The sequence below is a fragment of the Thiorhodococcus mannitoliphagus genome (genome assembly GCF_010915725.1).
GTDB lineage: Bacteria > Pseudomonadota > Gammaproteobacteria > Chromatiales > Chromatiaceae > Thiorhodococcus > Thiorhodococcus mannitoliphagus.
Genome location: NZ_JAAIJR010000070.1, coordinates 1 through 21,710, shown reverse-complemented (window position 1 = coordinate 21,710; position 21,710 = coordinate 1). Strand labels below are relative to the sequence as shown.

At 57.2% G+C, this 21,710-nt stretch carries 13 protein-coding genes; 2 read left to right on the top strand and 11 right to left on the bottom strand.

Going from position 1 to position 21,710, the window contains the following annotated elements:
* Positions 1-165 precede the first annotated feature (165 nt).
* Both G3480_RS28995 and G3480_RS16180 read left to right on the top strand, forming a co-directional pair.
* A complete protein-coding gene (locus G3480_RS28995; protein WP_164654932.1) occupies positions 166-1,443 on the top strand; it encodes an ABC transporter ATP-binding protein in 1,278 nt (425 codons plus the stop codon).
* Positions 1,440-2,603 (top strand): hypothetical protein, encoded by a 1,164-nt coding sequence (locus G3480_RS16180; protein ID WP_164654931.1) that lies wholly within the window; start codon positions 1,440-1,442, stop codon positions 2,601-2,603. The genes G3480_RS28995 and G3480_RS16180 overlap by 4 nt, the downstream gene beginning before the upstream one ends.
* A gap of 466 nt (positions 2,604-3,069) precedes the next feature.
* On the opposite strand, the gene G3480_RS16175 is transcribed toward G3480_RS16180, so the two are convergent.
* The 11 genes from G3480_RS16175 to G3480_RS29735 all read right to left on the bottom strand — a co-directional run bounded on the left by G3480_RS16175 (position 3,070) and on the right by G3480_RS29735 (position 21,437).
* The gene (locus tag G3480_RS16175) at positions 3,070-7,281 is read right to left on the bottom strand and encodes a DUF4214 domain-containing protein (RefSeq protein ID WP_164654930.1); all 4,212 of its coding nucleotides are present in this window, start codon (positions 7,279-7,281) and stop codon (positions 3,070-3,072) included.
* 1,917 nt (positions 7,282-9,198) lie between these two features.
* Entirely contained in the window at positions 9,199-10,014 is an 816-nt protein-coding gene (locus G3480_RS16170; protein ID WP_164654929.1) for a SapC family protein, read from the bottom strand.
* 611 nt (positions 10,015-10,625) lie between these two features.
* Positions 10,626-11,462 carry an ABC transporter permease gene (locus tag G3480_RS16165; protein ID WP_206171749.1) on the bottom strand — a complete coding sequence of 279 codons (837 nt, stop codon included), beginning with the start codon at positions 11,460-11,462 and terminating at the stop codon, positions 10,626-10,628.
* Positions 11,459-13,993 (bottom strand): glycosyltransferase, encoded by a 2,535-nt coding sequence (locus G3480_RS16160; RefSeq protein WP_164654928.1) that lies wholly within the window; start codon positions 13,991-13,993, stop codon positions 11,459-11,461. The genes G3480_RS16165 and G3480_RS16160 overlap by 4 nt, the downstream gene beginning before the upstream one ends.
* Positions 13,994-14,296: 303 nt before the next feature.
* Positions 14,297-14,977 (bottom strand): methyltransferase domain-containing protein, encoded by a 681-nt coding sequence (locus G3480_RS16155; protein ID WP_164654927.1) that lies wholly within the window; start codon positions 14,975-14,977, stop codon positions 14,297-14,299.
* Positions 14,978-15,534: 557 nt separating this feature from the next.
* Positions 15,535-15,879 carry a hypothetical protein gene (locus G3480_RS16150; protein WP_164654926.1) on the bottom strand — a complete coding sequence of 115 codons (345 nt, stop codon included), beginning with the start codon at positions 15,877-15,879 and terminating at the stop codon, positions 15,535-15,537.
* Positions 15,876-16,802 carry a glycosyltransferase family 2 protein gene (locus tag G3480_RS16145; RefSeq protein WP_164654925.1) on the bottom strand — a complete coding sequence of 309 codons (927 nt, stop codon included), beginning with the start codon at positions 16,800-16,802 and terminating at the stop codon, positions 15,876-15,878. The genes G3480_RS16150 and G3480_RS16145 overlap by 4 nt, the downstream gene beginning before the upstream one ends.
* 34 nt (positions 16,803-16,836) lie before the next feature.
* Positions 16,837-19,041 carry a DUF6311 domain-containing protein gene (locus G3480_RS16140; protein ID WP_164654924.1) on the bottom strand — a complete coding sequence of 735 codons (2,205 nt, stop codon included), beginning with the start codon at positions 19,039-19,041 and terminating at the stop codon, positions 16,837-16,839.
* The gene (locus G3480_RS16135) at positions 19,038-20,213 is read right to left on the bottom strand and encodes a glycosyltransferase family 4 protein (protein ID WP_164654923.1); all 1,176 of its coding nucleotides are present in this window, start codon (positions 20,211-20,213) and stop codon (positions 19,038-19,040) included. Before G3480_RS16135 ends, G3480_RS16140 begins: the two co-directional genes overlap by 4 nt.
* Positions 20,214-21,056: 843 nt before the next feature.
* Complete coding sequence (locus G3480_RS29565) at positions 21,057-21,296, bottom strand: transposase family protein (RefSeq protein ID WP_164654922.1); 240 nt, start codon at positions 21,294-21,296, stop codon at positions 21,057-21,059.
* 6 nt (positions 21,297-21,302) lie between these two features.
* Entirely contained in the window at positions 21,303-21,437 is a 135-nt protein-coding gene (locus tag G3480_RS29735) for a transposase family protein (RefSeq protein WP_164654921.1), read from the bottom strand.
* Positions 21,438-21,710 lie beyond the last annotated feature (273 nt).

Sequence of the window (21,710 nt, the reverse complement as noted above, 5' to 3'; positions counted from 1 at the left end):
TTCGAGGAAACCACCAATTATTTTGTCGGTCGTCGCGCCAGTGGTTTCGTTGAGGCCCGCGACAACAAGCTTGTTTCACACTCGTAACTAACCCCTTCACAACTGAAAAGCCAAAGCATGCACCCGTTGAGTGTATGATCACGACCAGCGATACACAGGAGCACAATGGGCCATATTTCTGTTCATAACTTGGGCAAGGCGTACAAGCGCTACGCGCACAAATGGGGGCGCTTCGCCGAATGGGTTGGATTCGGCCCTTGCCATCAGAGCCACTGGGTCTTGCGTGACATCAATCTCGCTATCGCGGCTGGCGAAGCTGTGGGCATCATCGGCGTGAATGGAGCCGGCAAGAGCACTCTGCTCAAGCTCATCACGGGCACCGCGCACCCCACGACCGGGCACATCGAGCGGGGCGGAAGTATCGCCGCCTTGCTTGAGCTGGGCCTCGGGTTCCATGGGGAGTTTACTGGTCGCGAGAACGTATGGACATCCGCGTTACTCGCGGGACTGGACAGCGCCACAATCCACGATCAAATGGCCGAAATAGAGGCCTTTGCCGACATCGGAGATTACATCGACCAACCTGTGCGCACCTACTCCAGCGGCATGCAAGTGCGTCTCGCTTTCGCCGTGGCGACCGCCGTACGACCCGACATCCTGGTCGTCGATGAAGCCCTCGCTGTCGGCGACGTGTTCTTCCAGCAGAAATGCTTCGAGCGAATCCGTCAATATCGCGACGCCGGAACCACGCTGCTGTTCGTCTCGCATTCCATGGCCACAGTGTATACCTTATGTGACCGCGCGGTGTTTATTGACGGAGGGCGCATTCGCCGAGACGGCCCACCTAGAGAGGTCATTGACATCTACAATGCTCATGTCGCCAACCGCCTGGGCTCAGGCGATCTCGAGATCGCCGCAGGAGAGCGAGGACAGTCGGCCGGCTCTTATGGCCGGGGAGACTGCACCGTCGATCACGTGGAGATACTCTATCAGGACCAACCGGTGCACACCCTGATCAGCGACAGCGAAATGACAGTGCGGATTCAAGTGGCCTTTCACAGGTCGGTAACAGATCCCCACGTGGGAATGCAAGTCCGTGATCGTCGCGGCGAGGCGATCTATATGACCCATACCCACGGCCTCGGCCTCAGGGTCGGTCCGAGCGCCAACGGCGACCGCGTGGAAGTCAGCTTCAGCTTCCGAGCCAGCCTCATTCCGGGGGACTACACCGTTACCGCCGGCGTCGCGGACGGCGGGCTGCCCGGCGGACACGTCCGCACCTCCCTGGTACGTCGTCACGACGCCGCCCGCTTCACCGTCACGGAAGATGTCCGGGGTCCACGTTGGGATGGCATCTGCAACCTCAGCCCGTCTTGCGCTATTGAGCGCTTTGCTCGGCGCGCCTCACCAAGCAAACCTCGGATCTCACCAGAAGCCCTATGACGACGTCAGGCCTGTTGCTGGAAGCCAAGTCCGTCCCGCGCGCGGGGCATCATCTGCTTAGGGATCTGCTTCAAGCCCACTTCGGCAGGCGCATGTCCCACTGCGAGCGCTATCTGGAACCTGGATGTTGTAGGAGTCTCCCCTGCAAGCTCGCACCCATCTATGTTGCGCCCCCCAACAACGGGATAAGACTCACCAAGTCGCACGACCTGGAACTCACAGACCCGGTGAGCGCTCCGCGGCCTGGCTTGATCACTGTCATTCAGTATCGCCACCCCTTGTGGGCACTGATCTCCAATTACCTACTTTGGCTATCCAGCCAAGTCTCCATAAGGTTAGGCATCCCTCCGGAAAAGCTCAACTACCTGCACGAACCAGCCTTGTCCCATCATCTGCTCGGCGCCCTCGCCGACCAGAACGACTTGTTCGACGAGGCACAATGGGGACAGCTCATGGAGGAATGGGTCGGTCATCAGCAAGCGTTCTACCGGAAATGGGGCTGCGGTAAGGACTTCTCCCACATCGAATGGGATGCGCAAAAGCGCTTGCTGTATCTCCCCTATGAAGTGCTCACCTCCCAAGAAGGTGCGCATTGCCTGCTGACGTTCTTACGCACCGAGCTTGGCCAGGAACCGCCTGAAACCATGGATTACCCTTGGATCCGGCCAACCGGTGCCGTCCTCGGAAACCGGCCCCCTTGGCTGGCTGAGCATCTGCGGCACTTGCTGCCGAGGTTCGTCAAGGCGGGCAACCGTGTCATTCAACTCGGGCTGCCCTATCCCTGTGTGCCCGAAAATCTCACGACGGCCGCATTGGAAGCACATCTAAGCGATTGGGCATCCCAGGCAGCGCAGGCCGCCGGCCACGGCACGCTGACAACCGTTGACGCACCCGTCGTCGTCCCAACCCGGTTCGAGGAAGAGACACTGGTGTCGCTGCGCGCCGCGATCGCCCAGCGGGAGCGGGAAATCGGCGAATTGCGGCGAGCCCGAGACCAGTTGGCGCAAGAGGCCCAACATTTGGCGCAAGCGGCCGAAATCTCACGAGAGGTCGTGGAGCAACTCAAGACCCGCGCCCAAACACTGGAGGAGACCCTTTCCTGGAGGCTCACTCGCCCGCTGCGCGCGGTCCTGGGTGTTCTCCAGCGCTTGAGAAGCTAGCGACAATCAGGCGCAGTCCGTAAATGACCTTACCCAAAGCGGGTCGGGTCGGGTCGGGTCGGACGGGCAACTTCTGCGCTCGGGGTTCGAGTGCAACCCAGGTGCCGGGCGAAGCGGCCCATCTTGCCAAAGCGCTCGATGCGTTCTAGCCAGGTCCTCAGCGTTCGTCAGCCCGGGCGTCAGGCACCATCGTCATTAGCTCAAGCACAACGATTTAAGCATTCAGCGCAGAGGTATCCAGCCCACTCTTGGGCTGAGAACGTCTAGCTGCCCGGAATCCATCAAGAACCATTACATTAACTGCTTAACAGCCTCTTAGGCTCCGGATTTTTCCGAGCACGGAGCGAGCGCTACAGCCCGTTCATAAAAAAAGCCGCCGCACTCTGCGAAGCGTGCGGCGGCCATCAAAGTACGTCAGACCGGCATCCCTGCCGGTTGAACGAACCCAGGGTGGGTGAACGCGCCCCTAGGCGATGTCGATGATGAAGTTCTGCTCCACGAAGTCCTGAGTGGCACCGAAATCCGCCACACCGATGATGTCCACCTGTGCGCCCTCGTCATCGTAGAGCTTCATCTCGTAGGAGCCAAGATTGGCGCTGTCTTCTGTCAGCAGGACGTAGCTACCCGAATCGCCAGCGAAGAAGGCGTCATCGAAATCGTCGTCCACGCTGTCCACGACGATGCCATCAACGTTGTAGCTGCTGAAGTCGAGGTAATCCAGACCGTTGGCCTCATAGGTATCAATCCACGCGGCGGTCCCTTTTTGATCGGCGCCGTTAGTCGATTCCGGGATTGTAGCCTGGATACCGTTGGCATCCGCGTCGGCAATCGCTGCAGCAGAGAGGTCGATCAGATCTGTCTGGACATCAAAATCACCAGCCTTCGCAGCGGTCACCTGCACGATGGGCAACCCCGTCTCGTAGTCGACAAAGGCCGACCAGTCAGGACTCGCATCGAGCGCAGCCGCCAGCTTCTCAGACAACGTCTCCGGACCGTCACCAGCCTTATAGTCAACGTCGATCGTCTTTTCCGTGGCGCCGCCGTCGAGAGAGTAAGTGACCGTGAAGGTACCATCCGCTATCGCGACGCTGGTCGGACCACCAACGCCCACAGTGCCGTTTAGGTCAACACTTAAGGTTGCTGCCGTGGCAGGCACGTAGGCGTCCGTACCGTCCACGTTCTCCCCAATCGTGACAGCCCCGTCCGCATTGGCGTACACAAAGTCATCAGCCTGGATATCATCCCGATCACCCGCAGCCGGGTCAGTCGAGGTGAACTTCACCTGATTCGAGCCGTCCTCAACGAACTCGGCTATCCAGGTCGTCCCCATAGAAGCGTTGTATTGGGCAACGAATTGCTGCGCCACATCGACGCCCGGAATCAGGGTGGCGGTGTCGCCGGCGTCTGTCAGATCAACGGTCACGCCGTCAAAGGCGAGGGTCGCGGTCCCCGTGGGCGTAATGTCCCCGAAGGTCGCCACGAAAGTTTCGGGGCTGTTCACGCTCGGATCGACCGGAATCTCCACCATGTTACCGTCGGGCGAGGTATCGAAGTTGAGAATGCTGTCTGTGCCGTTGCTGTAGCCCTCGTACACAACAGTATCGTTACTTTGAGCACCAGTGCCCAAGACGACCACGTCGTCACCCGTACCAGGAGTGATGGTGTTGTCGCTCGTGTGGTAGCTGAACATTCCAAGCATGTCATCGCCATCTACATCGGTCGCGAACGTCGTCGAATAGTCACCTCGGGCGTTGAAGTCAGCGATCTCGCCCTCCATCGTCGCGATCAGCTGTGCGGCGCTAGCATTGCTGCCGTACCAGAGATTCAGATTGCTAACCTCAAGCGCACTCAGGTCACCCGCATCCGGCGCGCTAAGGGTGATAGTGAGATCGCCAGGGTTAATGACGACCCCAGGATTATCACCCGTCACCAGCCCGCCGAAGTTGGAGTCCGTCAATGCCTCGACCACCAAGGTGTTGGCAGGGCCGTCGTAGGCCACCAGCAACTCGTTCAACACCGGATCCTCGTTGATCGCGGCCTTGATTGCCTGATTGACCTGAAGATCCGAGGTGATGCCATTCGTGCTCGGCACCTCCACAGTGACTTCGAAGCCACGGTAGTCAACAGTCAGCTGCCCCTTGTAGATCTGATAGGTGTCGTTTTCATCGGACTGAAGGTTTTCGAGCTCCGTGTGAACCGGGAGCTTCGAGAAGGTATTGAAGACCCATGTCGCACCCTCGGCCGAGTCGTCGACGTAGATGGCATCGTCGCCAGCGCCGGCCTGGATGATGATGTCACCGGAGCCCGGGGTCCAGATGGTGTCCTCGCCGTCACCCGTGTTGATCAGAACATTCCCGTTCAGCTTCTGATTGTCGTACCAGTTCGCCAGACCGAAATTGTCAGCCAAGGCGAGGTCACTCGCAAAATCCCCGTCGTTGTCCTCATCAATGAACGCGAACCGAACCTCGTCGGCACCATCACCCGTGGCAATCGTGGTTGCCATGTCGAAATCTTCACGGGTGGCGGCACCGCGATCGGCGAGATTCTCCGCGGACATCGTAATGTCAAGGAAGTCGTTGCCGACGCCAGTCAGATAGTTGAAGGAAATATTGTCAGCCGCCGGATCTCCCTGGATGTCTTGGAGGTCGAGGTACTTGGGTGTCACTTCGCCGGTAAGTGCCGCGTAGAGGGTGAGATCTCCCAGAAACGCAGTGGAGTCGAAGACCCGAACATCTTTCAGCGCTTCCTTGTTGCTTCCCCATTCGAAGTCTTCGTTGTCCCACCAAAGCCAGTCGGTGTTGCTATTACCGATGGTCAGGTTAGCCGGATCGTCGGCATCAGCCTCCGCCGTCGTGACATAGACCTCCTCGAGCGTGTTATTGGTCGAGCGCAGACCCGCAAGCGAGCTTGACTCGGCCTCGCCGCCGTGAACGGTGACGTCGAAGATTTGGATGCCCTTATCGGCGTAGTCCGCGTCCCATACATTGTCGCCCGTCTTGGACATGCTGCCGATGACAAGCTCACCACCGTCTGCGGCGCGGCCGACCTTCTCGAGGTCAACGTTGATGCGCAGTTCTTGGGTGACCACTGGATCCAAGTCTTCGGCCCGCTCATAGCGGTTGGAGTTGGGCCAGGTGGACGCCTCGGCGGGGTCCAACTGGGCGAAAAACTCGCTAACCACCAAGGTGTTCTCACTTACACCATCCTCTTGCAGACCTGGAATGGTGAAGGAGATTTGCTGGCCGACACGTTGCATCCCCGTGACCGGGCTGATGTCGGCGAAGAAGTTGCCGGCAGTCTGGATCTCGATACGTGCCAGCTCGGCGTTTTCTGGTTCCGCAGCGACCAACAGAGCCAGCGCCTGCTGCAAACCGTCCACCATCCCGGCATAGGTCGTAATCTGATCGCCCGTGCCGCCTTGAGTCTCATCGGGGAAGAGCGTCTGCAGTCCATCGGCGAGGTCGTAAGTCTTCCCGTTCAGGTCGAATTCAAGCCGCGCGACATAGACACCCTTCAGCGGCTGCGTTGGGTCTGCGTCGTAGCCATCCTCGTTCATGAGTTCGTAGATGACAGTCTCGTCAGTGACGGACAGCGACGGGTTCAGGTAGTCCTGATCGAAATACACATTGAAATTCGACTCGTACCAATGGGAGTCGCGGTTGCCTGTGTACTCCATGGCCACGGTCATATCCGACACAGGACGCATATTCCCTTGACTGTCGAGTGTCGTCAGATCCTGTACTGTCAGGTCGGCATCAGAGTAATTGGAGGAAATCCGCTCGACGTCGACCATGTCCTTGGCGTTGAGATACACCTCAGTGCGGTATACCCAGTCGTCATCCCTGAAATCACTACCGCTGATATGGGAATTCAATGCCTCGATCTCGACGCTCTCGATGCTCGTCGTGCGCGGCTGAACCGGCATGTTGCCGCCGCCGGCAAAGGCACCTTCGGTGAGCTGGGCCTCCAAGGTGTCATCGCCGGAGCCGCCATCGAGCCGATCACCGGTACCCAGCGTGTTGACCTGAAGACCCGCTGCATTCTGAACGACGTCCGCGATGAAGAGGTCCTCGCCCGGCCCTCCAGTGAAGCCCTCGCCCATGTCGCGAACTTCGGTGAGGAAGATTTCCTGCCCCGTCGAACTGCCGCCGTCGACCATCTCCTCCATCGCCATATCAATGGCGTCCTGGCTCGCAGGAACCGCCGTATCGACCGTCGCAAGGAACTCGCGCGCGACCTGGCGACCGGAGTCGGTTGTGAAAGCGAGAAGTTCATCGGTCGTGTCGAGCGAGTCGACCCACATCATTGCGGTGTCGATCTTCGCATCGCGCACGGCGATATCGGCCGCGTCCGCATTGTAGGCGATGGTGTAGGCCAACTCAGGCAGGGCAATGTTCCCCGCCACCACTTCACCCGCCCAATAGTTGATGCCGGCCGGCAGGGCATCGCGGCCGAAAGTATTCAGGAAGATTTGATTGACCTGAGCCTCGACGGACAGACCGCCGAAAAGGTCTTGCGATTCTTGGGACAGAAAGAAATCATCGGCGATGACAGCCCAGTCACCCCCGTTCGAGTCCATCAGACCCGTGTAATAGGCGAGCCCGGTTGGTGCCGGCGGCCGTCCGAAATAGGCAACAAACAGCGTGTACACCTGACTCTCATAGATAGAAGTAGCCATGCTCAAAAAACTCCTCAACGTTAAGTAAGTCGACCTGCGTTACCGTTACCGATATGCCATGACGATACAGGCTCCCTCAGACGACGCTGTCAATCGTGCTCGCCGGCACGAGCCTGGCGTGATAAGTCCACTGGTCATTGTGGATACTGCCTTGCCTGGCCGAGGAATTCAAGCGTCTCCAAACCGCCCCGAAACCATGCGGAATCACAAGCCGGTATGCACATATCGCCACACCCGTGCTAATTTACAACGGCTTCGACATTTTAGCAAAAATACGCCGACTTTTTTAGCCCCCTTGTTGCCATTTCTACGAATAACAATGTCGCTCGCACGCAACAGAGGCCGGCAACTGATGGCGAGGAGACCGAGGATTCGGTCGCGTGGTGGCCGCCAGCGAGAGACCCTAGCCTTGGCACAGCTATTCCCGTTCAGGAAACAAATAAGCCTTTGATTTTAAATCAAATTCGCCCTAAGAGTTTACGAAAATATAATTTCTAAGCGACTGATAATAATAGTGTTTTAGAGCCAGCGGGAACCGCTGACCTTGGCATGAGGCCCGTGCCAAACCCGCCTCGGGCCCGGTCGAGCACGCGCCCAGAGACTCAAACTGTGACGCAGCGCAAGCTCTTGCGGCTGGCCGAAGTCACCTGCCCCGCTCCGCGCCTGCTGGATGGCTGATGAGCGTGGCAGCCGGAAACCCAGAGGCGGGACGCCTTCCAGAGTCGTGGCGCGCCCGCTGCCGCGCGCGAGAGATGTAAGCGCGAAGACCTGGCCACCATTGAAGAACCGCTGTCACTAGCAGAAGAGGCTACGCGCTCCGAAACCTGATGTATCAGGACCCGGCAGTAGTCCCAGCGGTCAGCGCCTAAGACGCTGTACAAGAAGCAACCAACTGATTTTGATGGCCTGCTTCTTGACGTTTTCTAGCCTTGAAGACCATATTAGAGGCCCTTTCAACAGTAAGCTTTTGATTTTTCGATGGTCGGTTCCTCTACAGCGTCTAAGAGGATGTGGACAAGATAGTTTAAGATGCTGATTAATAAAGCTATTGCGACGCACCGGCAAGCGCCGCAGTAAATTCATTTATACTTTGAAATCAGTTGCTTGAGCGCTTATCCCCGTTGTTTACGTCTACACCCTCTCAGAAAGCGTCCATCAACACCCCTTTCACAAAGGGGGTGGGCGAGGGGCATCGCTCGCATCGGGCAACAATTGATGGGCACTTGCTAGCGAGGCTTCCCTTCAGACCGACGAGTCATGCCATCGGGATCGGGATGCCGATGCCGATGCCGATGCCGATGCCGATGCCGATGCCGATGCCGATGCCGATGCCGACAGCCTTGGATGGTCTGACGCTTCATCGAAATTTGACTCATCCGCAAGCATTTTGCGCCCTCAAGGATTCTATTTATCTTACAAGTAGTTACAGCATCAATCATGCCCCATTTGAGAGGCCGTTTAAAAACTCTCTCGTGAGACTTCGTGGGAGCGGCGCCCCGCCGAGCTTAGAAGATCGCCGCAGGGAAGCGGGAGAGCGAGACCAGTTTGTTCCGGTCTTGAGGCGCATCACGGGCTCTATGGAAAGGAAAACCGGGTCGAGCTGCGTCGTTTTCCAGCGTCCGCAGCCAATTCACCCTGAACTCGACAAGCTCCTAGCGGAGGAGCACGCCTGCGGGGACGCAGCTCGGACAGGCAACGTCCGCGTTCGGGGCTTGAGCACAACCTCGGGGCCGGGCGAACCAGTCCATCTTGCCAAGGCTCGGAGCTGGAACCATGGTCACGACCGCCGAACATTTGCGCCCGAACGAAGTGTGAGTCCGGCCGGCTTCGCTCCCCATCCTCGCGATCGGGGGCGGACAGTCTCTTGTTTCCGGGAAATCACCCAAAGCCATAACCTCGAGACTGCGCTCGACCACTTCAGTGGCTTGACACCTTCCCAGGACCTCCGCCCAATTGGTCCCAATCAACGCCCTCGAAAGAGATGACGTCGCCGGCAATCTGCTGACCGGTCGAAGCCGCTGGACCACGCGCAAGCGCACCATCGCGCAGATTCGACAGCGAGATGAGGTGCGCGTAGATCAACATAAGCGCCCCCGAGTCACGCAGGTCTTGCAGCACATCCGCCGACGAGGCCACAAGTTTATCCGTATCAATAACACGCACCCCTTCAAGCTTGAGCCCCTTCTCAGGAGCGCCGCGCAACATCAGCGTGCGCTCGACAAGAAGGTTGGCGGCGTGGAGACGCTCGACCATCCGTACCGTCCTCCCCAGATCCCGCTGAAGGCTGACCAAGACCTCGCGCACGCGGTCCAGCGCGGCACTAGGCTCGCCGTCTTGGGTGAAGAGTCGCTCGCCCGCAGCGCCAGATAGATGTGGCGCATCAGCATCGAACAGTAGGGTGAACTGACGCTCGTCCAATCCATCGGCTCTAGGCGCAGGTCCCTCTGCCAGCATGAAAGGATAACGGCGCACATGAGCGGGCACGTATCGCGCCAGCCATGTTCCTGAAGGCCCGATGTAGGCATTGACACGCTTGCGAACGCCGAGCAGGACGATCGGCGGAGCTTGATCTTCGAGGGAGAAGACAATTGTATACTCGCGAGCAAGCATTGCCGCCTCACCCGCGGTGATTGGAGCCAGAGTCAGATCCGAAGCGAAATGATAGGGCTGCTTGTGTGATAAGCGCATTTCACTGTGTAGGCTGCGCTTCAGCGGCTGGAGATTCTTGAACATGACTCAATCCTCGACGGGGAGTAAGGACGTAGGCTCAATTAACACTTTTCGTGTCAGATGAGGAGTAATGGGGCGAGTGTCGCACAACGCTCAGGGCGACTTGCGCAAGACGCGCTAGAGAGTATCTCGACTTTGGCCTTTTTTCCCGGCCAGCAATACCTTTAAGTTCAGTGACTTGCGGCATGCCAAGAAATTAGCCTGGGGCCAACTTTCAGCGTTCTGGCTTCCTGACCCGTTAAATTTCTTGCCCTCATGAAATCAAGCTTCAGGGACCTCGCCCCCTAACGAGAACGCCAAAATGACCAAAGCCGAGCGGACAGGCAGATAGTATGACACCTCAACCTAATCCCGCGAGAAGATTGACTTGTCGCAACGGATTGGCTCGAGCCCCTCAACCATCCAAGCAAAGATCGATTAGCGCCGCCCCTGATGCTTGCCTTGTGGTCTAATTAGCGATTTCATCGACTTCTTCAATCGCACGTTGGCCAAGCCCTTCCGCTGGACCTATGAGGGAAAGCCACTCGCGGCATGAATGATTAAACAGTCTCGGGATTTCCACTCTGTTGCACTAGACATCAAGCGCGCGCCAATCACCATTGGCAGAATCTCCGCTACAGCTCGTCAACAATCTCGCCTGCTAGACGCAGATAGACAAGAAACCCCAAACCCAGCAGCAGCATAGCAAGCGTCGCCGGATACAGTAGCGTCGACCATTCAGGTGCGCGGTGATCTAGAAAAATCGCTTGCATGGCGGCAACGATGGGCAGTACGGGATTCCAACCGAGAAGATCAGAGAGCCACTCAGGCAGGATGGCGCGCACATAGACGATGGGTGTAAACCAGAACCAGAACTGGAGGATGAGGACGGTGAACTGCTCGATATCGCGGTAGAAGACGTTGATGGTGCCGGCGAGAATCCCGAGCCCGATGGTAAAAGCGACGAGAATGATGATCACCGGGAGCGCAGCGAGCGTGACCCAACCCGGAAACTTAGCAATCAGCATGAGGAAGGTCAAGAAAAGCGCCATGATGATGCAGTAGTGGAGCAAACTCGAGAAGATGGAGATCAGCGGGAGTGTGAGCTTCGGAAAGCTGACCTTCTTGAGCAGGTTTGCATTGTTGACGAAGATCCCGACCGAGCGCCCTAGCAACTCACTGAAAAACGTCCAGGTAAGTAGCCCGGCACAAAGGTAAATGCTGTATGCGATTGGCTGATCATGACCAGCAAGCGTGGGCCGCATTAAGTTGGAAAAAACTAACGTGTACAGCAGGATGAGCGCGAAGGGATGGATGACGGCCCAAGCCAGCCCGAACTGACTACCCATGTAGCGGGCACGTAACTCTCGGTGAACGCTGGCGAGCACGAAGCCGCGATACGCCCAGAGTTCGCGCAGCATGACCACCGGCAGAGAACTCATCAAGACGTCTGACTGGTTTCTTGCACTCATGCGCGCCGCTCCAGTTGACTGAGGATACCGATCAACATCCCCTTGAGCTGGCGCGAGCGGCGGCTGGAGCGATGGCGTTCGGCGAAGTCACGCACGCGCTCCGTGGTTTCTCGCTCGAAGGCGGGGGAAGCAAGACGCGAAAGCATCTGATTGAGCCCCTCAGCAAGATCGGTGGGCGTGCTGCCCGGAAGACGGAGCACGACCTCAGCGACATCCTCGAAGAATTCCAGGGGCGTGACGGCAATGGGGCGCTCGGCGGAGATTGCCATACGCACGGCCGCAGAGGAGGACTCTTGGGTGTGCTGATACGGAAAAACGATGAGATCGGCCAAGGCGAGTCGCGCGATGCAATCAGCCTCTGAGAGATAGTCGACCTCAATCGTGACATGCTCGCTTAACCCTAGCGCATCAATACGCTCGCGCAGGAGTTGCAGCTCGGCATCAGAAGCCGCAGCCGAGTACCAGGCGTTAATCATCAGCAAGTGCAGCTTCGGGTGCATCGCGATGAGTTCAGGAAGCGCCTCGACCATCTGACTCAATCCCTTGTGCGGCATCAGATAACCATAGGTGGCAAGCACTCGCGCACCTTTCAAACCACTGGCGTCGCGCCAGGCGAGCCTTTCGTCGATGCTGGGTCGGGGAATATCGTAGACACAGAGGGGCAGCAGCGTGACGTTCGCCGACAGTCCCCAGTCTTTGAGACGAGCCACGTCGTCTACCGTATGAACGAGAATTCGGGCGACGCGATTCAAGGGGCCCAAGAAGGTGGACTGAGCAACCTGAGGGGGGGCGCCGCAGGTGTTGTGCAGATCCACCACGACCCGAATGGCGTGCCGGCGCAGGGACTCGCATAGCTTGGCCAACGCTAACGGGTCAAAGAAGCCCCAGTGATACTGGATGACGAGCACGTCCAAGCACGCGCGACGCGCCTGAGCCAGGACGGCCGCAAGGTCATCATTGCCTAAGCGCCAAAGACGCTGGACGTTGGCAGCATCTGAATGCTCTGCTCGCTCGTTCTTGGGGGCCATGATGATGAGTGACTCGGACTCGAAAGCACTCGTCAGATGGGCAGAGTAGGCAGCGATACCGCAGCGCGAACCCCAGGTACTCAACCAACCTACCCGAACAGGTGGTCGTGGGCCGGGCTGGGCGTCGACACGGGCCAAAGCGTCACGCGTGAGCCGGGCGACGCGCGACCAGCCGTAGCGCTCCTGCACACGCCGGCGCGCCCGCTCCACCCGGGGCTGGCGCTGCTCTGAGGTTGAAACAAAGAGTTCGCGCATGAGCTGACTCAGATGATTGGGGTCGGGCTCAGCCCAAAGCGAATCGGGGATCGCCAGGTGCGTGCGCGCGCGCGCCAGACGGTAGTCGATGAGCCATGTTGTATCGGTGTCGCAGAAGTCCAAATGTCCACCCCATCCGGTAACGATGACCGGCAGGCTGTGCAGCATGGCCTCAGCGATAGGCAGCCCAAAACCCTCGCCCCGGCTTGGCGCGACGAGCACTTGACATGCCTCATAGAGTCCGCCGATCTGGCCAGTCGTCCAGTCATCCAGGACAACCTCGACCTTGGGGTATCCTGGATCCGCCGCTCGATAGCGATCGAGCTGCTCAAGGATGTCGTTGTGGGGATTAGGGAAGGTCTTGATGATGAGCACGACGCCATGGAAGGCCCGAAAGGCGCGGCCATAGGCTTCCAAGAGGATGTCAACACCCTTACGAGGAAAGCACGAGGAAATGTGCAAGAAGCGAAAGCCCTCAGGCAACGCCCGAGGAAGCGGCTCCGGCTCGACCTCCAACAGATGCTCGAAGCCATTGCCGACAACAGCGATGGGCACTTCGACCCCTGCATCTTGAAGAAAACGCGCGGTCTGATTGGAGACGACGGTAATGAGATCGAGCACCCGATTGAAGTCCTGGGCTTCAGCTTCGGGGAATCCGGTCTCCTCCCAGGCATAGTTGGCAAGAACACGCCGCTCGCCGCGCATGTCACGCACGCGTGGCGGCCAAGCATTGCGTAGCGCCACGCTCGGAGCACGAGGATCACGACTGAGTTCCCACATGGCGCGCAGACGGAGCGGATCCTCGACGGCCGCGAAATTGGGCTTCGGGTCGTCGCCCTGCTCGTAGGTCAAGAGCGCGACCTGCTCGGCAGGCTCCCCACTGTCCTCAAGGGCCATCGCGAGCCGGCGATTGACGATGGCAAGGCTGTAGCTCGAATCGAAGACACCTTCAACGCGCCACCGCCGAATGGGCGGATCAATAGACCAGACCCGCTGGCCGTCGAGCGCGCGGCGCCGAGTCGGTGGGTCAGTGGTAAGCAGTAGCAGCAGACAGGCCAGCTCCGATGGAGTCGCGCCCGCAACCGCGAGACCTCCACCGGCCCAGCTTCCAGCGTCGTCCGCGATCCGAATCAGCGCCGGAACGGCGAGGTAGGAGAGCCAGGCACTTTGGCTCTTCAACAAGCTAGCCGGCAGACAAACGGCCTCGACGCGCACGAGCCAATTGAGCGCCTCATCGGTACCCAACACGGCTTCCTCCAAGGTCAGTCGAGAAGGTAGACCTCGCACGTTCAATGTGGTTTTAGGTGCCTCTTGCAGCAGGACGAGCCGCACCGGCAATGGAGCAAGCCGCGCCAAAGTGTCGATGATTGACGACAGCCAATTAGAAGCGCCTGACACCACTTCCGAGCGGTCGGTCATAAGGCATATCAAGATCTCGTCGGTCTTAACACGGGTCTGAAGCGGAGCGGGCAGAACATGCGGTAACGCGCCCGAGCGGACTGAATCAGTCATAGGTATCGAGAGTAGGGGTCTTACGCAGTTATTAGGAAGTCAGGCGCGCGCGATCAGGGCATAGTTTTGCCCGCAGTAAAGCAGTCGGTTAAGCCGATTGGCAAGCTCATCACGATCCTGGTCGGCGGGCCTATATTGGGGCCAGGGATTGACGCGCTCGATGCGCTGCTCGATGAAGCCAGCGTGCCCGACCAGATGTTGAAGCAGCGGCGGAGGAAGCAGTCGGACATGCGCGGGGTCCAGCCAAAAACTATATCCGCTGACTTGAAGGTTCTCGGGATTCGGTGTCTCGAGGATGAGTACCCCATCCGGACGCAGGACGCGCAGAGCCTCGGCGAAAAGGACGGGCAAACTCTCGACAGGCAGACTCTGAACGACGTGAAAGGCGGTGATCGCCGCCAGCGCGCGATCTTGAATGGATTTGAGGTACTCGAATAGGTCGGCCTCGTGTACTTGCAACCCTGCGCGGCGGGCAGCAGCAACTCGGTCTGGATTGCTGTCGACACCCACAGCACGAAAGCCCTCTTGCTTCAACAGCGCTAGCCAGTCGCCGCAGCCACAGCCGATGTCGAGCACGTCGGCCGCCGCTGGATCGGGCGTAGCTTGGCGAATGAAGGGCAGATAGGAACGCTGGGAGCTGAGAAGATCGCCGCCCGCGCCTTGATGCTTCCCTTCGTCGCGTAAGCACCAATCATCAAGCTTCGCGTCAGCATCGCACACAGGAGAAACCCCGGGCCGGCTGGATGCGAGCCTTGATTCCAAGAGCTCCATCTCGCGGCGACCGAAATCCAGGTCGATCTGAATTACATCGCAACGACGATCGAGTGCCAAGCACCGTCGCTCGATAAGGCGTTGGTAATCGCGGACACCGTAGTCGAGCCGCTTGAGAACAGCTTGAGCCTCTTCGATGGCCAGTTGCAGTCGATGTAAGCGACCCTGGATGGTAAGTAATGTCGCGGCAAGATTGTAAACATCTCGGATTCCGGGTACGTGCTGCATCACCCAGCGCAAGGAGTAATCATGCGCGCGCCAGGACCGCAACACTGCAAACCCCGGCAATGTCCAGCGTCTCCAGAAAGGGTGGGGGGCGGGTGCGGAACTAGGGACATGCGGGGAATGAGACTTAATGGAATGCTCACGAGACGCAACCATGCTCTGCTCAAGCCGAGTATGCAGCGATTGGATGAGATGCGTGTCGCTAAAGAGTTTAGCCATGATCACGATTATTGCGTCAGGATGGAACGAGAGTGAAAAGATCGACAACGACGCAGGACGGCTCACGAAGACTGGCTTATCAAAAGGATACCAGCCAGAATGCAGCCCATCCCAACGACGCGATTGACACTGACTGCTTCCCCCAGAAGAAAGGCGCCTGCTACACCAACCAGCACAAAAGTGCTTCCGGCCATGATGGGCGCAGCAAGCGTTAACGGATTGACAGCAAAAACCTTCACAGTCAACAGGAAGCTGGCGCCATACAAACCCACGGCCAGGAACAACACAGGATTGATCCATGCCAAAATTCCGGGGCCGCGCTCCACAAGGCTTCCCGCCTCTTTGATCGCTAACTGCGCACCAACATTACAGATGACGGCAATCATGGCCAGCAAGGGTTGATTCATTGCGCATCTCGTGGTGGGGCCTTCAACAAATACGGCGGACGACCTTTGATCTCATCGTACAGCCGACCGACGTAGTGACCTATGATGCCCAGCGCTATCATGAGCGATCCGCCGATGATGATCAGTAGCAAATTGACTGTCGTGAAACCATCCAGCGCAACGCCCATGAGCTTCTGATAAAGGCTGCTGACACCGATCAGCATTCCGATCGCGAGCGTTACAGTGCCAAGGAAGGTAATCATATGTAAAGGAACACTCGAAAAGCTGGTCAGGTTGTCAATAGCGTACCTCAGGAGATTGAGGCGACTCCAGCGTGTAACGCCAAGTTCACGCTCCGCCACATGAAAGGGGATGCGCGCGGTTGGATAACCGGCCCAGTATATGAGGCCGCGAAAGAAGCGCCTGCGTTCAGGCAAAGCATGATAGAACTCGACCACAGCACGGTCGAGCAGCTTGAAATCACTGTGGTCACGCAAATCCATGCCGGCGAATCGACCAAGCACCCAGTAGAATACGCGCGCAAATGACTTGGCGAGCCAGGATTCCCTACCCCGATCGATTTTCACGCATTCGACGACGGCGAATCCTGAGCGCCAATGCCTGATCATCTCCGGGATCAATTCAGGCGGATGCTGCAGGTCAGCGTCCAAGACAATCGCGCAATCGCCCTTCGACTCCGCCAATCCGGCATGGATGGCCGCCTCCTTGCCAAAATTGCGCGTAAAATGAAGCGAACGGATACGCGGATCCTCCGCTGCGATGCGGACGATCTCAGCGGTCGTGCCATCGGTGGAGCCATCGTCAACTAAAATAAGCTCGACTTCAGGCTCGCCATCAGTGGCCGCTAGGATGACCGTCACGTTGCGACGTATGGAGAGAACCTCGTTGAAAGCTGGCACAACCAGCGAAATCAGGCTTGACATCGATACTCCAGAAGATGGTCGGCGCCTCGGATACTCAACGTGGCCCCACGATCAGACCGATGATGCTCAGATCGCCGCGGCCAGGATAGATAGTTCGGACCTCAAGCGGGCCATCGCCGTCGAGAACATCGAAGTCGACCAACAGCGAGCTGCGACGGCCGGCCGTGCCCATGAGAGCCCCCTCAGCGTATATCCGGCGGCGACCTCCATCAATGGGTGCAGCCACCGCATCCCAAGCCCCTGCGGATTGGTCGATGGGCAACTCGCTACGGTAATCTAACTGGGCGCGATAGTACCCCGCCGGCAGCGCCACATACGGACCAAAGCTGAGGAAATCATGTGCCTCGGGCTTCTCCGGCCGTAACTCTCCTTCAACGAGCACTCCGATGTTTGTCGAGAGATTATCAGCTTGCCACTCTAGCCGACCCGCTGGCAAATAGCGCTGCGTCGAACGCAGTTTCAAGGAAATTCTCGACCAGTCGGTGGGCGTCATGCCAGGCTTGCACATCAGAGCCTCGCGCCATTGTGCACACTCACCGCGCGCAAGCGATTCCGTAAACCCATCAGGGATAGCCCATGGAAGTCGACTGAAGAAAGGGGCAGCCAAGACATAGAGGCGACCCGCCTCGAACGGGCGTGAGAATTTCGCCCCTTTGCCGACGCAATCAATGTTAGGCCGTGCGATGTAACCGCTATCAAGCGTCAAGCCGAAGTGAGCAGCCAAGCGCTGGAAGAAGAAGTATTGATCAATACGGCCCTCTTGACAGCCGAACGCGGGATGAAGATTGATCCGTTCGACCCCCTCTAGCAGCGTCTCCCAGCGCCAAAGATCGCCCTGCGCTGGCTCCCTTATCTTCTCCACCAAGCGCTGCCAATGAGGTTGAATATCCCACCACTGCAAGGGTATGACAACGAGCAACATCAAAATCGCCCAACGCCCATTTAGCCGCTTGAGCACCATAGCTAGGGCAACAAAGGTCAACAGATAACCCACCAGCCAAAAGAAACGCCCGCTGGCGCGAAACACCCCCGTAGCCCAGACCAAAAAGTCCGGAAGCGGGAGATCGAACAGCAGATAAGGCCCGAAATAAACGCGGCTCGATAGAGAGTAGAGTGCGTAAACCAGAGCGCAGATCATCAGCCCCAGATATCGGCGACTGATCACCCGTATCATGGTGCGACGGTCGCGAATCAGCATAAACGTTGCTATCACGCCCAACAGCAGCACACCCGCACCAAGATAATTAAACCCCTCGTATTGCCCTCCCGTTGCATCTACCCAACAAGGCGTCAACCGCCCCCCACAGACAGGAGCAAGCAGGTTCATCGAATAGAGCCCAAACCCACCCGCGTGCATGCCGCTTCCCGTATAGCCAAACACGAAGACGATGACCAGCAGCATCACCAAAGTGACAAGCAGACGCCAGACCTCTGTCCGCAAATTGCCCCCCGTACGCGCGTCATCTACCAAAAAGGCCAGAAAGACCCCGAAACACAGCGCCAGCCAGTAAGGGTGCACCAGCAAACCCAGCAGCGCATTCGCGGCTAGCAATCGGGCTGAGCGCTCGCGCGTCCATAGACCGCGGATGCCCCGAAAGTAAAAACCGAGCGCGAAGAGCACTAGGCCGTGCCCCATCAAAGCCGAGTGGCCTAAGCGCCAAGGCAAGATCGGCGCTATCAGGGCCAGTGAGATACCGGCCAGAGCCGCATACCATTGACGACAGCCCAAGGAGCGAATCAGAAAAACACCACCAATAGCTTGCATAAAAATGACAAGCACATGCCAAAAACCGAAGTATTGAATATCGTCCGGCATCCAAGATGCAAGCAGTTTGAATGAAAACGCCAAGAGTGGAATACTATCAGTGAAAGCAATTGACACACCATCAGGAGCGTTCAGACGCTCAGTTTTCAATAATGGGAAATGCCAAACATCGTCACGATAGAATTGCCAACCGGAAAGGTGTTGAGAAAAGTCGCCTTTCTCGAAAATTCGCGCATGACCAAACAGGAAATCGAAGGAAAACAGGTAATAAGAGAAGAGCGACGCAACAAGGATTGCCATCGCGTAGGCAATCGCGGAAGGCAGCCCAGGGGCAGCTGAGTCTGCCCCCATCGAGTCAGATACACTTATCCTGTCGACCACCCTAGGCCAGGAAAGCCAAGCCGCCCAGCATTCAACTACTTTCGATAATGTTTTAGCCAACTTGCTTAACCCCGGTGATTCAGATAGCGTCAACTCGACACACGCCTATAAACTTCCAACGTGCGCTCAACACAGAGATCCCATGTATATAATGCCGCGCGCCGCAACCCGGCGTCCCGCGACGCCCGACGCCACTCCTCATCTTCTAGACCCTTCCAAATAGCATGAGTTAAGGCGTCAGTATCCTCCGCGTCAACCTGAAGCGCGACGCCCTGCACCACTTCAGAAAGCGTAGGGCATGTCGAGGTAACCACCGGAATACCGCTAGCCATCGCCTCAAGCGGTGGCAAACCGAAACCTTCATAAAAGGACGGGAAAACGAACAGCCGCGCGCCCGCAAGGAGCAAAGGGAGTTCGGACTGGTCAACGTAACCGAGGTATCGAACGGACCCTTTGGTTTTATAAGCTTCAACCTGCTCATGGATACACTTGCTGTTCCACCCACGTGAACCAACGAGTACAAGTGGAAAGCGCAAGCGCAAGCTAGCCGGCAACGCTGCATGCGCTTCAAGCAGGCCTGCGATATTCTTCCGAGGCTCCATCGTTGCAACGCACAGACAATAGCGATCAGTCGTCAAACCGTAAGTTTGAAGGCAGGCGGCGATTTCATTCGGCGCACGAGGGTAATAAGACTTACCTACGCCCAGCGGAATCGCAGAAACTCTTGCAGGCGACCAATTAAAATGCTCAATAACTTCCTGCCGCACGAACTCGGAATCAGTAATAATATGAGTGGCTCTAGCAAGAGTCCTAGGCAGCTCTAACTCAAACAGGGTAACTCGCTCCGATGGATGGAAATCGGGATAGCGCATTACAGAGAGATCATGAATGGTAGCTACCGAACTACCATCAAAGTCAGGGAGGAAGTAGTTCGGCCCATGATAGATGTGATCAGCAAATGGCCGCAGCCGCTTTCGTGTAATACCCGATTTAAGTTCGCGATAGGCGAAGATAAGCCCAGGTATGGATGCAAGGGTGCCGCGCACGCCATCCAGCCAAGCCCCGCCAAGAGTCATCCCGGTAACAGATGACGACCCGGCTAACGGATCATCTAGGCCAGTCCATTGCCCCTTCGCTAAAAGACGAACAGACGATACCTGCGCACACCCAGAAAGCCCTTGCCACAACTCATAGGTGTAACGACCAATCCCCGTAAGAGGATAGCAAATCGCATCGACATCTAGGATCAATCGCACATCGGTCATTGGTAAACACCGCAACAGCATTTTCAATCAATCAGCGCCACTCAGCTTTGGTCATTTTCGAACCTTGACGGGACACCTCTAATGGCCCCGAGCAAAACTCCTAAGCACCTCATTAGAATCAGGAATGGGGAATAAATGCAATACAAATCAATTCGAGCTTTGTTGAAGCCTATAATATTAATTACTTACAATAAATACGCCTTAAATTAAAAGAAATTAGTCTCTACAAAAAATTCTAATGAAGTATAGATATTTCATCTGTCATGGAAACGCTAGAATCTCCTTTAAAATTTAAAGTGATTTAAAATCAGTTATTTATGTTAATGAAGCGCTCCAGGTTTCCTCATGTTAAATGAAACATCTATACTTAGCACTGTCTCTTGGCGACCGATGTCATCCTACTCATCTGTCTTGAGTTTCGCTGATGAGTTGATGCCACGCTGCACCCCGGTTCCCGTTTCCCTCTCCGACGCAGAACGTACCCAGTTGGAGGCGTTGGTGCGGCAGCACACCGCAGCCCAGCAACTGGCGACCCGAGCCTGAATCGTTCTCGCCGCCGACACTGGCAAGGGTGCCGCACAAAACGGCCGCCATGTTGCAGATCAGTCGCTCGTTGGTCCGACGCTCGCGCAAGCGCGCGGATCACCCGGTGCTCGAGCGTCTGAGCGATCACGCGCGTTCAGGTACACCCCCGAGCAGATCTGCGCCATCATCGCTCTGCTGTGCGAGCCTGCGGTACGCGAGAGGGTGAAGCTGCGGCGCTGGACCCATGGGGACTTGGCCGAAGAGGCCAAGGCGCACGGGATCGTCGACGGCATCTCCGCGCACTCCATCGAACGCTTCTTACGTGAGGTCGATCTCAAGCCGTATCGCGTGCAAAGCTGGGGCAACACCCCGCGCGATGGCGACTTCGCCATCGGTGACGTTAGCCACCGCACGCGTCCAACTGCAAAAGCACGCCTGAAATGTCTTCGGGTTCAGTCGCGAGATCACTTCGGTAATGCGATCGTGGGTCGGCACGCCGTTGGCAAACGGCTCAAACTTACGCAACCAACCGAGCTTCGCTTCACCGAACTCCTCCATCGCCTCCTAGCCTTCTGCTCCGCTGAGTATCCCCGAGATCGCTACGAGCAGGATTTCCATCAAAGGATACTGCTTGTTACGCTCAACGCGAGAATCCTGGAGCTGAGAAAAATGTTCGGTAAGTACTTCTACTGAATTCACTAAGAGGATATCCGGAACAGAAAATACTTAAATCATTAAAATTCTAAATAAGATAGTATCTTAGGTACGATAATCGACTCTCCCGGAATTCAGGTGATCGAGAAAATTATTTTATAACAAGTGCTTAGACTCGAATTATCCGAACACAGAAGCTTCGAAATGATGCTGAGTAAATGAGACTTAAGCGACTGATTTGTAAGCATCGACTAGCCGAAAAGGGCGTATCCGTGCAGGCCGAGGTACACTCTCTGAAAAAGCCGCTTTCGATTGGTG